This is a genomic window from Corynebacterium sp. ZY180755, assembly GCF_054331495.1.
The window spans coordinates 1,054,908-1,071,737 of record NZ_CM135811.1 but is presented as its reverse complement, the minus strand read 5'-3'; the positions used below and the strand labels follow the sequence as shown (position 1 = coordinate 1,071,737).

18 protein-coding genes are annotated in these 16,830 nt (G+C 56.5%); 1 reads left to right on the top strand and 17 read right to left on the bottom strand.

The genetic code is table 11. The annotated features are described in order from the left end of the window. Window positions 1-37 precede the first annotated feature (37 nt). Entirely contained in the window at window positions 38-496 is a 459-nt protein-coding gene (mce, locus tag ACXM2N_RS05015; RefSeq protein ID WP_458490618.1) for a methylmalonyl-CoA epimerase, read from the top strand. Window positions 497-539: 43 nt separating this feature from the next. Here mce and ACXM2N_RS05010 read toward each other — a convergent pair whose 3' ends face one another. From ACXM2N_RS05010 to rho, 17 genes are all read right to left on the bottom strand, one after another. After that, window positions 540-824 (bottom strand): hypothetical protein, encoded by a 285-nt coding sequence (locus ACXM2N_RS05010; RefSeq protein ID WP_458490616.1) that lies wholly within the window; start codon window positions 822-824, stop codon window positions 540-542. Further along, on the bottom strand, window positions 825-1,520 hold the full coding sequence (nucS, locus tag ACXM2N_RS05005) for an endonuclease NucS (RefSeq protein WP_458490614.1): 696 nt from the start codon (window positions 1,518-1,520) through the stop codon (window positions 825-827). A gap of 108 nt (window positions 1,521-1,628) precedes the next feature. After that, window positions 1,629-2,087 (bottom strand): DUF2550 domain-containing protein, encoded by a 459-nt coding sequence (locus ACXM2N_RS05000; RefSeq protein WP_458490612.1) that lies wholly within the window; start codon window positions 2,085-2,087, stop codon window positions 1,629-1,631. Between the two features lie 296 nt (window positions 2,088-2,383). Beyond that, entirely contained in the window at window positions 2,384-2,755 is a 372-nt protein-coding gene (locus ACXM2N_RS04995; RefSeq protein ID WP_458490610.1) for a F0F1 ATP synthase subunit epsilon, read from the bottom strand. Between the two features lie 10 nt (window positions 2,756-2,765). Beyond that, window positions 2,766-4,211: a F0F1 ATP synthase subunit beta gene (gene atpD, locus ACXM2N_RS04990; protein ID WP_458490608.1), complete on the bottom strand. Its 1,446-nt coding sequence runs from the start codon at window positions 4,209-4,211 to the stop codon at window positions 2,766-2,768. 3 nt (window positions 4,212-4,214) lie between these two features. Continuing rightward, a complete protein-coding gene (locus ACXM2N_RS04985; protein WP_458490606.1) occupies window positions 4,215-5,198 on the bottom strand; it encodes a F0F1 ATP synthase subunit gamma in 984 nt (327 codons plus the stop codon). 57 nt (window positions 5,199-5,255) lie between these two features. Then, complete coding sequence (atpA, locus tag ACXM2N_RS04980) at window positions 5,256-6,884, bottom strand: F0F1 ATP synthase subunit alpha (RefSeq protein WP_458491016.1); 1,629 nt, start codon at window positions 6,882-6,884, stop codon at window positions 5,256-5,258. A 58-nt stretch (window positions 6,885-6,942) separates the two neighbouring features. Next, entirely contained in the window at window positions 6,943-7,764 is an 822-nt protein-coding gene (locus tag ACXM2N_RS04975; RefSeq protein WP_458490604.1) for a F0F1 ATP synthase subunit delta, read from the bottom strand. 5 nt (window positions 7,765-7,769) lie between these two features. Further along, window positions 7,770-8,342 (bottom strand): F0F1 ATP synthase subunit B, encoded by a 573-nt coding sequence (locus ACXM2N_RS04970; RefSeq protein WP_458490602.1) that lies wholly within the window; start codon window positions 8,340-8,342, stop codon window positions 7,770-7,772. A 32-nt stretch (window positions 8,343-8,374) separates the two neighbouring features. Further along, window positions 8,375-8,611, bottom strand: a complete 237-nt coding sequence (locus ACXM2N_RS04965) for an ATP synthase F0 subunit C (protein ID WP_458490600.1) — start codon at window positions 8,609-8,611, stop codon at window positions 8,375-8,377. 89 nt (window positions 8,612-8,700) lie between these two features. Next, entirely contained in the window at window positions 8,701-9,486 is a 786-nt protein-coding gene (gene atpB / locus ACXM2N_RS04960) for a F0F1 ATP synthase subunit A (protein ID WP_458490598.1), read from the bottom strand. A gap of 517 nt (window positions 9,487-10,003) precedes the next feature. Next, the gene (locus ACXM2N_RS04955; protein ID WP_458490596.1) at window positions 10,004-10,450 is read right to left on the bottom strand and encodes a hypothetical protein; all 447 of its coding nucleotides are present in this window, start codon (window positions 10,448-10,450) and stop codon (window positions 10,004-10,006) included. An 83-nt stretch (window positions 10,451-10,533) separates the two neighbouring features. Beyond that, a complete protein-coding gene (locus tag ACXM2N_RS04950) occupies window positions 10,534-11,709 on the bottom strand; it encodes an MraY family glycosyltransferase (protein WP_458490594.1) in 1,176 nt (391 codons plus the stop codon). 2 nt (window positions 11,710-11,711) lie between these two features. Next, window positions 11,712-12,362 carry an L-threonylcarbamoyladenylate synthase gene (locus ACXM2N_RS04945; RefSeq protein WP_458490592.1) on the bottom strand — a complete coding sequence of 217 codons (651 nt, stop codon included), beginning with the start codon at window positions 12,360-12,362 and terminating at the stop codon, window positions 11,712-11,714. Window positions 12,363-12,483: 121 nt separating this feature from the next. Then, window positions 12,484-13,329 (bottom strand): peptide chain release factor N(5)-glutamine methyltransferase, encoded by an 846-nt coding sequence (gene prmC, locus ACXM2N_RS04940; RefSeq protein ID WP_458490590.1) that lies wholly within the window; start codon window positions 13,327-13,329, stop codon window positions 12,484-12,486. 58 nt (window positions 13,330-13,387) lie between these two features. Next, a complete protein-coding gene (prfA, locus tag ACXM2N_RS04935) occupies window positions 13,388-14,461 on the bottom strand; it encodes a peptide chain release factor 1 (protein WP_458490588.1) in 1,074 nt (357 codons plus the stop codon). Next, window positions 14,461-16,611 carry a transcription termination factor Rho gene (rho, locus tag ACXM2N_RS04930; RefSeq protein ID WP_458490586.1) on the bottom strand — a complete coding sequence of 717 codons (2,151 nt, stop codon included), beginning with the start codon at window positions 16,609-16,611 and terminating at the stop codon, window positions 14,461-14,463. Before rho ends, prfA begins: the two co-directional genes overlap by 1 nt. Between the last annotated feature and the right edge of the window lie 219 nt (window positions 16,612-16,830).

Here is a 16,830-nt window from a genome sequence, read left to right as displayed (position 1 = left end):
ATGCAGGATGACTGCACGATTATTACACTTGGAAGGTATGAGTAACGATATTTCTTCCATCGAAATTCCACACGAGCTCGTTGACTGCCTTGACCACGTAGGCATCGCTGTTCCTGATCTGGATAAGGCCGTCGAGTTCTACCGACTGGCGTTCGGTTGGGTAAACCACCACCAGGAGACCAACGAGGAGCAGGGCGTTGTCGAGGCCATGATCGGCCCTAAGAACCTGGGCGAAACCGACGGCATGGTTCAGCTGCTGGCTCCGCTGAACGAGGACTCCACCATTGCGAAGTTCATTGGCAAGAAGGGCCCTGGCCTGCAGCAGATGTGCCTACGCACCTCTGATATTGAGGCGCTAACCAAGCACCTCGTGGATAACAACATCCGCCTCCTCTACCCAGAAGCAAAGAGGGGCACCGGTGGAGCAAAGATCAACTTTGTTCACCCAAAGGATGCCGGTGGCGTACTGCTGGAGCTTACCCAGCCGGTCAAGTAAGACGCCAAAACCGCAGATCGTAGGATCTGCGGTTTTTTCATGCTTATCGATGATCCCAGCACGGCCTGTGCCAGTGTCTCCTATCCTCCGCACCGCGGCCATAGTCCCTTGGCCACGCCACAATGTGAGCAATGCCGGGAGGAATGTTCTGATTACATCCAGGACAGGTATAAAACTTTACCGCCGCATGCGACCCCATGTGGCGATAGAGGTAAATCTCACCGCCCGTCCAGCTGGGCCCCTCAGCCTCTTGGGTGCCGTAAAACACCGCACCATCACGTGGGAGAGAGCGCGATGGTACGTTGTGGCGTCTATTCTTGCGTCCCATTTAGAACAGGCGTAGCTCAGTAGACTCGATACCGCGGAGTTCGTCATAGTCCAATATAACGCACTCGATCCCGCGGTCCTTTGCCAGAGTCTTAGCCTGCGGCTTAATCTCTTGCGCCGCAAAGATACCGTGAACGGGAGCCAAGAGCTCATCACGATTGAGCAGCTCCAAGTAACGAGTCAACTGCTCGACGCCGTCGATTCCACCACGTCGCTTGATCTCGACCGCCACAGTAGCTCCGTCTGCGTTACGGCACAGAATATCAACCGGCCCGATAGCCGTAGGGTACTCGCGACGAACGAGAGTGTACCCAGCGCCCAAAGTCTCAATGTGCTCCGCCAGCAACTCTTGCAAGTGCGCCTCAACGCCGTCTTTCTGCAAACCAGGGTCCACTCCCAAGTTGTAAGACATATCCGAGTGGATTGATTCGATGGTAATCCGCAGCTGCTCCCCCTTCTTGTTCTCCACCACCCACAGGCCCACAGTGGAGTCGTTCGAGCCCTCCTCACGAACGACCTCAGTTTCAGTGAGAGTACAAGGAGGTGTCATCCAGTTCAGCGGCTTGTAAGCGCGGTCATCTGCATGCACGGACACAGAACCGTCCGCCTTCACAAGGAGCAACCGATCCGCCATAGGCAGATGAGCTTGCAAGCGACCAACATAATCCACTGAACAACGAGCAATGACTAAACGCATGCCCTAAACCATAACGCACCGCACTCACTCCCTCGAACTTTCCCTGCACGCGGGTATAAAAAAAGGGCAGTCATTGCCAGACTGCCGATAAAGAAACCATGACGCTGCTTAGCGTTCATTGTCCTTGTTCATCTTCCGAAGAAGCTCCTTAGGATCCATCTTGGACATTCGTGAATCAGGAGCGGACTCAACCCACGCGGTAAAAGCCATTTCCGCGTGCGGACTCATAGCTGTTTCGTAGGTAACGCCATCATGAGAAAATTGAAGGATCTTTGGCGTACTAAAGACATCCTCTTCTGCGCTCGTGCGCTCACGATGCCCCTTGATCTCAATGCTAGTCCGAAGAAACTCACCATCTGAGCTAGGGGCCAACGAACGGAGTTTGAAAAAAAGTAAACGCTCCCCTTTGTACTGGATAACGCCATGACGCCAGCCATGTACTCCAGCAGCGGGGAGCTTCCTAATCAAAATGGACGTACCGCGGGAGCGAATCGCAGCAAAGCGCCAGCCCGCGAGCACAGCAAGCAATACAAAGACAACTACGAGTGCAATGAGTACATACTTCACTGTGGTGCACATCCTCTTAAGCTACGTTGGGCCAACCGCTAGCCGGCTACTTTGAACTTTCATGCATCCTGCGGCCCACCAGAGCCGCTGATGTGAATAAATATTACTCCGTCCACAGCCTACGTAAAACATGGAAAGGCGCTAGCCACCCCACAAAAATAAACACACAGCTCATCTGCTACCCCGCACTCCCCCAACCGCACAAGAGACACAAAAGAAGAAGGGCCTTTCCCTCCATGTAGCGGAGGGAAAGACCCTTCTTTTAAGTACTGTGGGCTAACTCGAGCCCCCGAGTCCTAGGACTCAGAGCTGCGACGTACAGCCTTCAGTTCAGCCTCGGCGCGTGCCTTCGACACTTCATCATCTGCCTGCAGATCACGCTCAGCTGCAGAGGAGTCAACCTCGTCAGCCCAAATTGCGTAATCAGCAAGGACGGTGACCTTCTCTTTAGTAACGGAGAGGAAACCACCCTGAACGGCGGCAACCTTACGGTCACCGTCGATCGGACGGATGGTCACGACGCCATTCTCGACCAGCTGGCCGAGCATTGGCTCGTGGCCGGGCAGCACGCCGATCTCACCCTCGGTGGTCTGTGCGGTGACAATGCTTGCCTGGCCGGACCAGAGCATACGTTCCACGGAGACCAGTTCTACGGTGATGTCAGCCATGTGCCTCTCCTTAGTTCTCGGTCAGCTTCTTGTAAGCAGCCTCGACGTCATCCAGACCACCCAGACCGTTGAAGGCCTGCTCTGGGTAAGCGTCGAAGTCACCGTTGCAGATGCGCTCGAAGGCATCGATGGTGTGGCTCAGTGGCACGTAGGAGCCTGGGATACCGGTGAACTTCTCTGCGACGAAGAAGTTCTGGCCCAGGAAGCGCTCCAGGCGACGTGCACGCTGAACGGTGATCTTATCCTCTTCAGAAAGCTCGTCCATACCAAGGATGGCGATGATGTCCTGAAGCTCCTTGTTCTTCTGGAGAATACCGATAACGCGCTGTGCAACGTTGTAGTGACGCTCGCCGACGATACCTGGCTCGAGGATACGAGAGGTGGAGGTCAGCGGGTTCACTGCAGGGTAAATACCCTTAGAAGCAATGCCACGGTCAAGCTCGGTGGTTGCATCCAGGTGAGCGAAGGTGGTTGCAGGAGCTGGGTCGGTGTAGTCGTCAGCAGGGACGTAAACCGCCTGCAGAGACGTAATCGACTTACCCTTGGTAGAGGTAATGCGCTCCTGGAGGATACCCATTTCGTCAGCCAGGGTTGGCTGGTAGCCCACTGCAGATGGCATACGGCCCAGAAGGGTCGAAACCTCAGAACCTGCCTGGGTGAAACGGAAGATGTTATCGATGAACAGAAGCACGTCCTGGTGCTGAACATCGCGGAAGTACTCCGCCATGGTCAGGCCGGACAGAGCCACACGCATACGAACTCCAGGTGGCTCATCCATCTGGCCGAACACGAGGGCGGTGTCCTGAAGAACGCCCATTTCTTCCATTTCGAGGTGGAGGTCAGTGCCCTCACGGGTACGCTCACCAACACCTGCGAAGACCGAGGTACCGGAGAACTCGCGTGCGATACGAGTAATCATCTCCTGGATGAGAACGGTCTTACCAACACCTGCACCACCGAACAGACCAATCTTGCCGCCCTTAACGTAAGGGGTCAGCAGGTCGATAACCTTAATACCGGTTTCGAGGATCTCGGTCTTACCTTCGAGCTGATCGAAAGGTGGTGGATCGCGGTGGATGCCCCACTGCTCGCCGTCGCGGCCAAGGCCTGGCTCGTCGAGGCAGTCGCCGAGAGCGTTAAAGACGTGGCCCTTAACGACGTCACCGACTGGGACGGAAATTGGCTTACCGGAGTCAGTTACGGCTGCGCCGCGAACCAGACCATCGGTTGGAGCCATGGAGACCGCACGAACGAGGTTGTCGCCCAAGTGCTGAGCAACCTCGAGGGTGATGGTCTTTGCGACTGCTTCGAGGGTGACCTCAACAGTCAGCGCGTTGTACAGTGCCGGCAGCTCGCCGCGTGGGAATTCCACGTCAACGACCGGACCGATGACGCGCACTACGCGACCAGCTGCAGAAGCAGCCTGCGTGTTCTGCTCTTCAAGAGCTGTGGTCATAATCTAGTCACTTTCTGCGCTTTCGGCGAGCGCGCCAGCGCCACCGACAATCTCTGTGATTTCCTGGGTAATCTGCGCCTGACGGGCCTGGTTGGCCACGCGGGACAGGTCCTTAACAAGGGCTGTTGCGTTATCAGTTGCAGACTTCATAGCGTTCCTACGCGACGCGGACTCGGAAGCGGAAGCCTCCAAGAAGATCGAGTACAGGCTACGAGATACGTACTTTGGAAGCAGTGCGTCCAACAGAGTATCCGCATCCGGCTCGAAGTCGACGTCAGGTTCAGGGTTGCCGTCGACCTTGCCGACGATACCGTCCTCAGACTGCTCGATCTTCTCAGTCTCAATGACTGGCTCGATCGGCAGAAGCTGGTGAGCTACTGGAGTCTGGGTCAGCATGGATTCGAACTCAGAGTACACAACGTGTACCTGGTCAAAGCCCTGAACTGGCTCTCCCTCTGGGCCGGTGAGGCCGTTACGCCACTTAGCAGTGCCGTCAGAGGTAGCGTTGAAACCGTCAATCAGGTGACGGCGAACGTCATGAGTTTCTTTCCACGATGGATCCTGGGAGAAGCCAGACCACACGCCCGCAACTTCAGCGCCGCGGAACTTGTAGTAGCCTGCACCCTTGTTACCAGTGACGTAGCGAACAACCTCGTAGCCGGACTCTTCAAGAAGCTTTTCCAATTCGGCAGCCTTCTTGAAGACGTTGTAGTTGTAACCACCGGCCATGCCGCGGTCACTCGACACCACGAGCACAGCGGCGCGTTTGCCGCCCTCGCGCTCGCGAAGCATCGGGTGATCTAGGGAACTAGCTGAGGCCAGACGCTCCATCACATTGTGGATCTCGGTGGCGTAAGGCTGAGCAGCCTCGACCCGGGCTTGGGCCTTGGTGATGCGCGAAGTCGCGATCAACTCCTGGGCCTTAGTGATCTTCTTAGTGGAGTTCACACTCTTGATGCGATCTCGCAGTTCACGAAGATTAGCCATGGATCTTTTCGCCTCCCTTCTTTTCCTTGATGGGTAATCAAGTAAAGCTGTAAAACTTTACTTCTTGACCTTCAGCTGGTTCTTCTTAACCTCACCTGCAGCAAGTGCTTCAACCTCAGGCTCATTGATGACTGGGGTGCCATCAGTGGTCTGGAAGCTCTTCTTGAAGGATTCGGTTGCGGAAACCAGAGTTTGCTGAGACTCGTCAGACAGCGCAGTGCCGCCAGCGATCTGCTCGAAAACCTGAGGCTGGGTGGACTCGAGGTTTTCAATCAGTTCAGCCTCAAAGCGACGGATGTCTTCGACGGGAACGTTGTCGAAGTGGCCTTCGCCGGCGAGCCAGATGGAGATAATCTGGTGCTCTACAGGCTGTGGAGAGTTCTCAGACTGCTTCAGAAGCTCGACGAGACGTGCGCCACGCTCGAGCTGCTTCTTGGAAGCTGCATCCAGGTCAGATGCGAATGCTGCGAATGCCTCGAGATCGCGGTATGCAGCCAAGTCAAGACGCAGGGAACCGGAAACCTTCTTCATACCCTTGGTCTGTGCTGCACCACCAACACGGGAAACCGAAACACCAACGTTGATAGCTGGGCGGACACCCTGGTTGAACAGGTCGGACTCGAGGAATACCTGACCGTCGGTAATGGAAATTACGTTGGTAGGAATGAAGGCGGAAACGTCGTTTGCCTTGGTCTCAATGATCGGCAGAGCGGTCATGGAGCCAGCACCCATGTCGTCGGAGAGCTTTGCAGCACGCTCCAGCAGACGGGAGTGCAGGTAGAAGACGTCACCTGGGTAAGCTTCGCGTCCTGGTGGACGACGCAGCAGCAGGGAGATAGCACGGTAAGCCTCAGCCTGCTTGGTCAGATCATCGTAAATAACCAGAACGTGGTTGCCCTGGTACATCCAGTGCTGACCAAGTGCTGCGCCCGCGAATGGGGCCAGCCACTTGAAGCCTGCAGAGTCAGACGCAGGAGCTGCCACGATGGTGGTGTACTCCAGAGCGCCGTGCTCTTCCAGGGTCTTACGCACTGCTGCGATGGTGGAGCCCTTCTGGCCGATTGCGACGTAGATGCAGCGCAGCTGCTTGGTCTTGTCGCCGGACTCCCAGTTTGCCTTCTGGTTCAAGATGGTGTCGATGCAGACTGCAGTCTTACCAGTCTTGCGGTCGCCAATGATCAGCTGACGCTGACCGCGACCAATTGGGGTCATTGCGTCGATAGCCTTAATGCCAGTCTGCATTGGCTCTTCGACAGGCTGACGCTGCAGCACGGATGGTGCCTGCAGCTCGAGGACACGGTCCTCTTCCTTCTCGATTGCGCCCAGACCATCGATTGGCTGACCCAATGGGTTGATGACGCGGCCGAGGAATGCATCTCCGACCGGGATAGAGAGGACGTCTCCGGTCCTCTTTACTTCGTCGCCTTCGGTAAGGGACTCGTAGTTGCCCAGGACTACAACGCCGACGCGGTCGGTGTCGAGGTTCTGTGCGACGCCGATGACGCCGCCTGGGAACTCGAGGAGCTCATTTGCCATAACTGAAGGCAGACCAGATACCTGGGCAATACCATCAGCTGCGGAAATGACCACGCCGACCTCCTCACGGGAGGCCTCCGCGGAGTAGCTCGAGGTGTAGTTCGCAATCGCGCTACGGATCTCATCGGAGGAGATCGTAAGCTCCGCCATGTTCTTCCTGCTCTCGGTAGTTTCTTCCAGCAATTTCTTAACTTTGTTTTCTGTCGCGTTAGGCGAAGGCGTGACGGAGCTTCTCGAGCTTACCCGAGGTGGATCCATCAATTACTTCGTCGCCAACACGGATGACCAAACCACCGAGGAGGCTGGGATCAACCTCAGAGTGGATGCTCATCGCACGACCATAAATGTGCTCTAGCTTCTGTGCCAGTGCCTGAATCTGCCCGTCATTGAGAGGCGCAGCAGAGGTAACGGTTGCAACTTCGCGGCCCTGCAGTGCAGCGGCTTCCTTGGAAAGGTTTGCGATGTCATCAATTGCGTTATCCTCGCGACGACCAATGACCTGGAGTGCAAGGGCTTCGGTCACTGAGGTGACCTTGCCGTACAGCACCTTTGCCAACAAATCACGCTTACGAGGGCCATCTACGCTGCGATCATCGAGCAGAAGGGTCAGCTGCTGTTCCTTTTCAAGGATGCGAGACAGTGAGAACAGTTCGTTCTCTACCTGTCCAAGCTGGCCCTGCTGTTCAGCGCTGCGAAGCAGTGCGCGACGACCAAGCTTGACCAAGCCCTCGCGGTATTCGCGTGGGTTGGACCAAGTCAGGCCAGATGCGGACTTCAGCACCTCGAGGGTGGATGGTGACACCTTATCGGCAAACACAGCAGACACAATGCCGGCACGCTTCTCTGCAGTAGAGGATGGGTCTGCAACAGCGATGCGCAGAGTGCGATCGCTGTCGAGGGCATCTACTACCTCGAAAAGCTCAGAGCCGGTGCGCAGAGCTTCAGCAACATGGTCTACGCCATCAACGGATAGTGCGCTATCCAGGTGGCTTGAGACCTGTGCTAGGGCTTCGCGGCTTGCTGCGTGCATGGTGCTCACTTTCCTGCGGGAGTGACGGTGTCCAGTTCAGACAAGAACTTATCAATGGTGCCGGAGCGCTTGACGTCGTCGGAGAGCTGGTCTCCGAGCAGGCGCTCAGCAAGAGTGATGGAGTTCTGGCCCATTTCCTGGCGAAGCTCTGCTACAACCTGCTCACGCTGAGCTGCAAGCTGCTTCTCACCAGACTCGATAATACGGTTGCTCTCCTCGGTAGCCTTTGCCTTGTAGTCAGCTTCGATCTGCTTACCCTTAGCGCGGGCTTCTTCGCGGATCTCTGCTGCTTCAGCACGAGCTTCTGCGAGCTGAGCATTGTACTTTTCAAGTGCAGCCTTTGCCTCAGCCTGTGCAGCTTCAGCACGGTCGATGCCGCCCTTGATACGGTCCTCACGCTCGGAAAGGACTTCCTGGAACTTCGGAAGAACGAGCTTCCAGAAGAGAATTCCAATGACAACGAGCACGACGATCGACCAGAAGATGTCATAGCCAGCAGGCAGGAGGACGCTTGGGCTCTCTTCCAGCGGAAGTGGCTCTGCACCTCCAGCTGCAAGGTAATTAATGACGTTCGTCATAAGTGTCTCGGACTTTCGTGTGTTGTCGGATGTTAAAGGATGAAGCCTGCAACCAGGCCGATGAGGGCAAGAGCCTCAACGAATGCAATACCCAAGAACATGGTGGTACGCAGCTGGCCAGCCATCTCAGGCTGACGTGCCATGCCCTCGAGAGCCTTACCAACGAGGATACCGATACCAAGGCCTGGGCCGATGGTTGCGAGGCCGTAGCCTACGGTTGCGATGGAGCCTTCAAGACCAGTGCCCTGAGCAAGGATGACTTCGTTCATGAGAGTGTCGTTCCCTTTCTAGATACTCGGCTTTCTTTAACCGAGTGAGTATGTGTATTTTAGAGACTTTTTAATCCGCTTTTGCGGGGTCAGTGTTCGTCTGCGTGCAGCGACAATTCGATGTACACGGCCGACAGCAGGGCGAAGATGTACGCCTGCAGGAAAATGACCAAGCACTCGAACAGCGTGAACGCAACCGCGCCTACAAGAGTAAGAGCGGACAGCGCGGTCCAACCGTTCATCTGCCAGAAGAAGAAGTTAGTGGCAGCGAAGATCAGAACCAGAATCAGGTGTCCTGCGAGCATGTTGGCCATAAGACGGATAGTCAGAGTAGCCGGACGCAGGATGAAGTTGGAGAGGAACTCCAGTGGCACAACAAGAATGTGAAGTACTGGTGGCAGGTTAGGAATAACCACCGAGGACTTGATGTACTTGAAGAAGCCGTATCGCTTTGCACCTGCATAGATGAATGCTACGTAGCCGAACAGCGCCAGCACGAGTGGCATACCAATTCGTGCGTTAGGCGAGATATTGAGGCCAGGAATGACCGCAGGCAAGTTCATAAATAGAACTGCGAAGAAGATGGTCGCGATAACCGGAAGGAACCGGCGACCCTCCTTCTTACCGAGGATGTCCTCGGCAATGTGAATGCGGACAAAGTCCAAGAGGTACTCAGCAGCGTTTTGCAGACCAGAAGGTACGAGCTTCGGGTTGCGCATTGCGACTGCAAAGAAGATCACGAGGACCAGCGTCATCAGCAGGCGGACGAACATCAGACGGTCGATTGCGAACCAACCATTGGCTACATCTTGCAGCCAGAAGGTTCCCGGGAAAAATTCGTGTTCCAAACTGGGTGCATGAAATTCACCCTTCATGGAAAGTAGTGTAACGCTCAGCGTTCTCTCCCGTGTTCGGGCCGATTAAACACCGCTGCTTAATCGGTGCGATGGACGTCTATAAAACTCTCTGTAACCGTCATGGATTCCGTCGCACATCAGCATGACACTTACAGGGGACCCAGCCGGGGAAGGTCTTCGTCGCTCGGACGCTCTCACGCCCTGGGACTAATTCCCCGGATAACCCACCGGTTAGATTATCAGGCGAAATATGCTTTCGACTACCTGATCACAGCCCATCTTCTACCCCATTTCCCAACCCATTGGTTTATGGCGCTTAAGCTGTACAAACTTTGTTTTGTAAGCTCAATCACAGCAACACGAATAGGGGTAACCGCCCCGTATTCGGCACACCCGAAGGCCACACCCTCGTCCTTGTTCTATGCACATATTCGGAAATTTTTCCATTTCTGTACTCGCTTTTTAATGATCTTTGTACATACAAAACAACGGCGCACCCCCGAATTTGGATGCGCCGTTGTATACATTCTGACCTTTATGGCTGAACGTAGGTGACCTTGGATGTGATGACCCCGTAGACTTCAGTGCCCAAGGTGACTACTAGGGCTAAGACGACGGTGACAAAGAACGCCATCGGATCATAGAAGTCCTCGTTGCGGATGAGAACTAGCACAATGATGAGGACCACGAGCTTCAGCAACCATCCGCCCAGGACGACTGCACCGGTTGTGGAGGCAGAAGTGTTGGCAGTCAGCAGAACGCTCAGGGCAGTAAAGAGTACGAAGCCACCACCGATGGCCGCGCCTATGAGTACACCCCAGATGCCTGGCAGATCACGCAACCAGCCCCAGATAGCCAGCGACATGAGGGAAATGATGATCAGAGCAACTGAGCCAAACTTTAGTGCACGAAGCAGCGGACGACGGTGGTCATCGAACTGTGACTGTTCCGGCTTGCCTGCGGATAACCCGGCATTGGTCATGGAGATTCCTTTTACAAGAGTGTGTTAGTCAATTGGGTTGCAATACTACTCAATTAGGTAGCTTCTAGCTAAGTACTCGCGCCTTAGGCTGGCGGCACGTCTACGACTACGGTGGAACTCTTCCTATTGGCCTGCATGACAGGCCGCCAAGTCAAGATTACAGCCATGACAATTCCAACCACCACTCCCGCGATTGCGAATGGCACTGGCACGATGGAGAACGAAACCGCGCCGAAGGCGACTACAGACACCCACACGTAAAGCACGAGAGCCACGCGGCGGTGGGTGTGTCCTAATGAGAGCAACCGGTGGTGCAAATGCTTTTTATCGGCGGAGAACGGGGACTTGCCGGCACTCACGCGGCGCACTACCGCCATCACCAGATCTAGAAGCGGAACAAATACGGCCGCTACCACCACAATGATTGGCGACATCAGCGCAACCATGTCCACTGTGCCGTATAGGCTCATGTTGATCTTGCCGCTCGCAGATGTCGATGCCGCTGCCAGCAGCAGTCCAATGAGCATGGCGCCGGAATCGCCCATGAAGATTCGTGCCGGCTCAAAGTTGTGGGGTAAGAAACCAGCGCAAATTCCCACCAGCGCCGCAGCGATAATGGCCGGCGGATATGCTGATACCATTCCGCCTTGGTCATAAAGAATGGTCATGGAAAATACCAGGATAGCCATGCCTGCGATCATTCCGAGGCCAGAAGCTAAACCATCAAGACCGTCCACAAAATTGATGGCATTTAACAAGGTCACAGTGAACAGTACTGTGACGATGGTGGACACTACTGGATCCAGAATGACCGTGGTTCCGCCACCAAAGGGCAAATAAAGGATGGTCCAGTTGATGCCCATCAGGCTCATCACAAGCGCTGCCAGCAGCTGCCCCACTAGCTTGGTGATGGCATCCATCTCGAAGATGTCATCAAGTACACCCACGATCACAATGATGAATGCGGCCCACAGAACCGCCTTCATTTCCGGTGTGATGGGCATAAACCCTCGGGTCAACGCCGGAAGCTGATCTGCAAGGATCACCGCGCAGAAAAAACCGGTGAACATAGCGGCGCCACCAACCTGCGGTTTGGGCTGGGTATGGGCGTCACGAGCACGGATCTCCGCTACTTGACCGCTGCGGATCATTACGTAACGAACTACGCCGGTGAGCAAGTACGTCAAAGCAGCCGCTACGAGAAGGACAAGCCCCAACTCTCGCATCGGCACGCCAGCTACGCCTGCTCCCGCACCCATATTTAGCGCAAATCTTCTTCTTGCATGCCAAGGACCTCAGCGATACGGGCAGCCTTGATAGCGCCCTCTCGCAGGATCTTTGGTGTCCGGCCGGAGAGGTCAATGATGGTAGACGCGACGCCTACTGGTGTTTCGCCACCGTCAAGGTAGCAGGTCACTGCCGTATCCAGTTGATTCTTGGCTGCTTGAGCGGTGGTGGCTGGCTTTTGTCCAGAAATGTTTGCAGACGACACCGCCATTGGTCCGGTTTCACGCAGCAGCTCGATAGCTACTGGATGTAGAGGCATGCGCAGCATGACGGTGCCTCGTGTATCACCGAGGTTCCATGGCAGGCTTGGCGCCTGTGGCACCACGAGCGAGAGGCCTCCGGGCCAGAATGCCTCAATCAGGGTTCGCATCTGTTCTGTGTAATTAGCCACCAGACCACGCGCGGTGTCCCAGGAGCCCACCAAAACTGGAACGGGCATGTCTGGCCCGCGGTGTTTGGTGGCGAGCAGGCTAGCCACGGCATTGTTATCGAAGGCATCACAGCCTAGGCCGTATAGAGTATCCGTAGGCAAAACCACTAGACGGCCATTCTTCACGGCCGCTGTTGCAGCGCGCAGGCCTGCTGCGCGCTCTTCTGGGTTTTCACAACTGTAAATTCTGCTCACTGTAGTTAAAGCTCCAAGCTTGGTCCTGTGCATGGGTGACACTGAGATATATTCAGCGCCGAGCTAGGTTTTGTAGTTTACCCCTTCGCCCCATGGTAGCGATATTTACCGCCCCGCTTCCCTATTTCCGCCGTGCCGTAACAAAGCGCTTTCTGCCGGTAAAATCCTCCATTGCATCGATGTCTACGAAGTATCCCGACGCCTCGCACACCGCAATAACTTTCGCGCTGGTGGTGTCATCGTGCTCTACTCCGAAGAGCCCGCCCGGCTTGAGCAACCTTCCGCAGGTATCCATCATTGCCGTGATGAGTTCCATCCCGTCTTCGCCGGAAAACACAGCCATATGCGGGTCCTGATAAACCTCGGGCTCCAAGTCACACGTCTCTGGCACGTACGGCGGGTTGGTAACCACTAGGTCCACCTCACCATTCAGTGCCTGGAGGATCGCTGGGTCTGCAACATCCCCACGAACAAGGTTGACAGCTAGACCATTGTTGCGAAAGTTGGCTTCTGCGAATTCCGCCGCGCTTTCCGACAACTCCACGGCGTGAACCTGTGCCCCAGGTATCTCGTGCGCGATATAGGCCGCCAGTGCACCGGAACCGGTGCACAGATCCACCACGGTCGGCCTCGCAGCGCCCAGCGCTGCCAGGCTGGCCGTAGCCCAGTCCGCCAACACCTCGGTTTCGGGCCTCGGTATGAACACTCCCGGCCCCACCTTAAGCTCCACTGGGCCAAACCATGCCTTGCCTAGGATGTGCTGCAGGGGTTCGCGCGCTGCGCGGCGCGCGATCAGTGCGTCGAAGCCTTCGGGTGCGGGGGCGTCGCCCCGCAGGAACAACTCCGTTGTGGAGACGCCGAGGAGCTCGGCGGCGATGATCTGGGCATCGTTGCGGGGGCTGGCGCAGCCGGCGTCGGCAAGCATCTGGGTGGCACGGACGAGTGCAAGGGAAAGCTTCTCAGTCATGGGGTCTCCTCATAACTAAACCCGCCTGAAAAGATCAGGCGGGTTAGGTCACGGTAGATTACTCAGCCTCTAGGCGCTCGGCACGCTCGGCTGCACGCAGGGCGGAAAACAGATCATCCAGATCGCCACCCAAAACTGCATCCAAATTGTTGGATTTGTAGCCAATGCGGTGGTCGGTGATGCGGGATTCCGGCCAGTTGTAGGTGCGGATACGCTCGGAGCGGTCCATGGTGCGAACCTGCGCCGCGCGCCCCTCAGCTGCCTCAGCGTTAGCCTCTTCCTCAGCCAATGCCTGCAGACGCGCTGCCAGCACCTGCATCGCACGAGCCTTGTTCTGAATCTGGGAGCGTTCCTTCTGGCAGGTCACCACAATGCCGGTTGGCAGGTGGGTGATACGCACAGCGGAGTCCGTGGTGTTAACGCCCTGACCGCCCTTACCTGAGGAACGATAGACGTCCACGCGGATGTCCTTGTCATCGATCTCGACCTCGCCTACCTCATCAGGCTCTGGATACACCAGCACACCTGCCGCGGAGGTCTGGATGCGGCCCTGGGACTCAGTGACCGGCACACGCTGGACGCGGTGCACGCCACCCTCGAACTTGAACACGCTCCATGCGCCATCGCGGGATGGTTGCTTGGATCGAATGGACAAGGTGATGTCCTTTACGCCGCCCAGGTCTGACTCAGAGGAGTCCAGCACCTCGGTGCTAAAGCCGTTCTTGTCAGCGTAGCGCTGGTACATGCGCACCAACTCACCTGCAAACAAGGCAGCCTCTTCGCCACCGGCACCAGCCTTAACCTCCATGACGATGTCATCGCCATCATGCGGATCGCGCGGCGCCAGAAGGTCAGCCAGCTTCTCCTCGCTCTCCTCAATAACCTGCTCCAGGCGGGTTACTTCGGCTGCGAACTCTTTGTCCTCGTACGCCATCTCACGAGCAACTTCAATGTCCTCGCGGGCACTGACCAGAACGTTATTGACGTTGATGATTGGCTGCAGCTCAGAGTAACGCTTAGACAGCTTACGGAACAGGGCCTGATCGCCCATGGTCTCTGGGTCAGCCATCTGGGCCTCAATGCCCTGGTACTCAGAGACGATGTCATCTACTGCCGATACTTCGCTTGCCATTACTCGTCCTCTTCCAACTCAGCCAGCGGCTGGGAAGATACCATCTGCATGAGGAACTCGCCGTTGGACTTCGTCTTCTTCAGCTGCTTGATGAGCAGGTCAATAGCCTGCTGGGAATCCAGTGCGGAAAGGATTCGACGCAGCTTGTGCATGACCTTGGCCTCTTCAGGAGCCAGCAGCAGCTCATCCTTGCGGGTACCAGATGGTGCTACATCCACGGCTGGGAACACTCGGCGCTCAGCGATCTTACGATCCAGCTTAAGCTCAGCGTTACCGGTTCCCTTGAATTCCTCAAAGATCACGGTGTCACCAGCAGAACCGGTCTCCACCATCGCAGTGGCGATGATGGTGAGTGATCCGCCGTTTTCAATGTTGCGGGCAGCGCCCAAGAAGCGCTTTGGCGGGTACAGCGCGTTGGAATCAACACCGCCGGACAGAATGCGGCCGGACGCTGGGGATGAGTTGTTGTACGCACGGCCCAGGCGGGTGATGGAATCCAGCAGGATCACCACGTCCTGTCCCTGCTCCACCAGGCGCTTTGCGCGCTCGATGGCCAGTTCCGCCACGGCAGTGTGCTCCCCTGGTGGACGGTCGAAGGTAGAGGCAATGACTTCGCCCTTCACGCTGCGCTGCATGTCCGTGACTTCTTCCGGACGCTCATCTACCAGCACAACCATCAGGTAGCACTCTGGGTTGTTGGTGGTGATGGCATTAGCAATATTCTGCAGGATCGTGGTCTTACCAGCCTTTGGTGGAGACACAATCAGCGCACGCTGGCCCTTACCAATTGGCATGATCAGGTCAATCACGCGGGTAGTCAGGATCTTGGGATCAGTTTCCAAGCGCAGGCGCTGGTTAGGGTACAGCGGGGTCAGCTTAGAGAACTCTGGACGCGCCTTAGCTTCCTCGACCGTCATGCCGTTGACGCTCTCAACGCGAGCCAGCGGGTTGTACTTCTGACGGTTGCGGTTGCCGCGGTTGCCGCGGTAGTTGTTGCCGCCGCCTTCGCCACGCATGCGAACCATACCGGTAATGGCGTCGCCTGCTCGCAGACCAAAGCGGCGAATCATCTGGTTGTTTACGTATACGTCAGCAGGACCCGCGTGGTAACCGGTGGTGCGAACAAAAGCGGTGTTGTTATCAATGACATCCAAGATGCCGGCGATTGGCTGGAGGTCTTCCTCCTTGCCGCCGTCGTTCTGGTTGTTGTCGTTATTCTCACGACCCTCGCGATCTCCGCGGTCACGGCCGCGGCGTCCGCGGCGGTTACGACGTCCACCGCGGTCATTACGATCATCGCGGTCACCTCGGTTGTTGCGGTGGCCACGGTCATTGTTGTCGCCAGACTCGTCCTCGTTAGTGTTGTCGGCGGACTCATTATTGTGGGACTCATTGTTGCGCTCGCGGTCACCACGGTTGCGACGCTCGCGGCGGTCATGACGGTCGTCTGAAGACTCATGGGACTCGGAATCAGATCCGGCCTCGGCTGCCGAGTTGTTGTCCTCGTTGTCATCGCCGTGCTGCTCGCGCTGCTCGCGGCGTGCGCGGTTGCGGCGAGCACGGCGAGCTTGGGAACGGGACTCGAAGCGACGCTCCTCGTCCTCACCGCCGTCTTCTTCAGATGAAGCCTGGGCGTCAGACTGCTCAGCAGACTCGTCGGAGTTATCCTTCGCATCATTGTCCCCGCGCTTCGCGCCACCGCGGGATCCGCGACGAGCACGACGGGATGGGCGGCCAGACTCTTCATCGCTCTCGCTAGCGGCCTGTGCAACTGACTCGGTAGCCTCAGCATCAACGGAATCAGAGGATTCATGGTGTTCAGGGGTGATAGCTGCGGTCTTCACAGCACGGCGGCGGCGAGGTTTAGAAGCGGACTCAGCACCGGCTTCGTGCTGAGCATCCTCAGACTTCGATGCAGCTGCCTCCTCCTGCTCAGCTTTCTGCGCGCTAGGCGCGTTACGGCGGGTACGAGCCTTCGGCGCGGAAGGAGCTTCACTCGCCTGTCCTGTTTGGCCGGTGATAGCTGCGATCAAGTCACCTTTGCGCAAACCGGAGGTGCCACGAAGGCCCATCTCGGACGCGATCTTACGCAGCTCCGGCAGGCGCAGGGCAGCAAGGTTACGCTGTGCGCCGTTATCTGTATTAGCCACAGATGTCCTTTCATTGCTTATGAAGCAAAGGAAGACTCTCACAATGGGTCTTCCACCATATTGATGCTCTTATTACGGCCACGCGAGAAGTGCTAACAAAAAGCGCTCAAGGCCTAAAAAGCTGCGCGCCACAAGCGCACATCCGCCTCGGGTGCGGCTTTCTGCCCATCAACGTGCATGGACAAGAGATTGTTATTCATCGAGGGTGCTGGCTTTAGT

Excerpts from the sequence above, each read along its gene's own strand:
- mce (WP_458490618.1), top strand. The coding sequence starts at position 38 with ATGAGTAACGATATTTCTTCCATCGAAATTCCACACGAGCTCGTTGAC.
- ACXM2N_RS05010 (WP_458490616.1), bottom strand. The coding sequence starts at position 824 with ATGGGACGCAAGAATAGACGCCACAACGTACCATCGCGCTCTCTCCCA.
- nucS (WP_458490614.1), bottom strand. The coding sequence starts at position 1,520 with ATGCGTTTAGTCATTGCTCGTTGTTCAGTGGATTATGTTGGTCGCTTG.
- ACXM2N_RS04995 (WP_458490610.1), bottom strand. The coding sequence starts at position 2,755 with ATGGCTGACATCACCGTAGAACTGGTCTCCGTGGAACGTATGCTCTGG.
- atpD (WP_458490608.1), bottom strand. The coding sequence starts at position 4,211 with ATGACCACAGCTCTTGAAGAGCAGAACACGCAGGCTGCTTCTGCAGCT.
- ACXM2N_RS04985 (WP_458490606.1), bottom strand. The coding sequence starts at position 5,198 with ATGGCTAATCTTCGTGAACTGCGAGATCGCATCAAGAGTGTGAACTCC.
- atpA (WP_458491016.1), bottom strand. The coding sequence starts at position 6,884 with ATGGCGGAGCTTACGATCTCCTCCGATGAGATCCGTAGCGCGATTGCG.
- ACXM2N_RS04975 (WP_458490604.1), bottom strand. The coding sequence starts at position 7,764 with ATGCACGCAGCAAGCCGCGAAGCCCTAGCACAGGTCTCAAGCCACCTG.
- ACXM2N_RS04970 (WP_458490602.1), bottom strand. The coding sequence starts at position 8,342 with ATGACGAACGTCATTAATTACCTTGCAGCTGGAGGTGCAGAGCCACTT.
- ACXM2N_RS04965 (WP_458490600.1), bottom strand. The coding sequence starts at position 8,611 with ATGAACGAAGTCATCCTTGCTCAGGGCACTGGTCTTGAAGGCTCCATC.
- atpB (WP_458490598.1), bottom strand. The coding sequence starts at position 9,486 with ATGAAGGGTGAATTTCATGCACCCAGTTTGGAACACGAATTTTTCCCG.
- ACXM2N_RS04955 (WP_458490596.1), bottom strand. The coding sequence starts at position 10,450 with ATGACCAATGCCGGGTTATCCGCAGGCAAGCCGGAACAGTCACAGTTC.
- ACXM2N_RS04950 (WP_458490594.1), bottom strand. The coding sequence starts at position 11,709 with ATGGGTGCGGGAGCAGGCGTAGCTGGCGTGCCGATGCGAGAGTTGGGG.
- prmC (WP_458490590.1), bottom strand. The coding sequence starts at position 13,329 with ATGACTGAGAAGCTTTCCCTTGCACTCGTCCGTGCCACCCAGATGCTT.
- prfA (WP_458490588.1), bottom strand. The coding sequence starts at position 14,461 with ATGGCAAGCGAAGTATCGGCAGTAGATGACATCGTCTCTGAGTACCAG.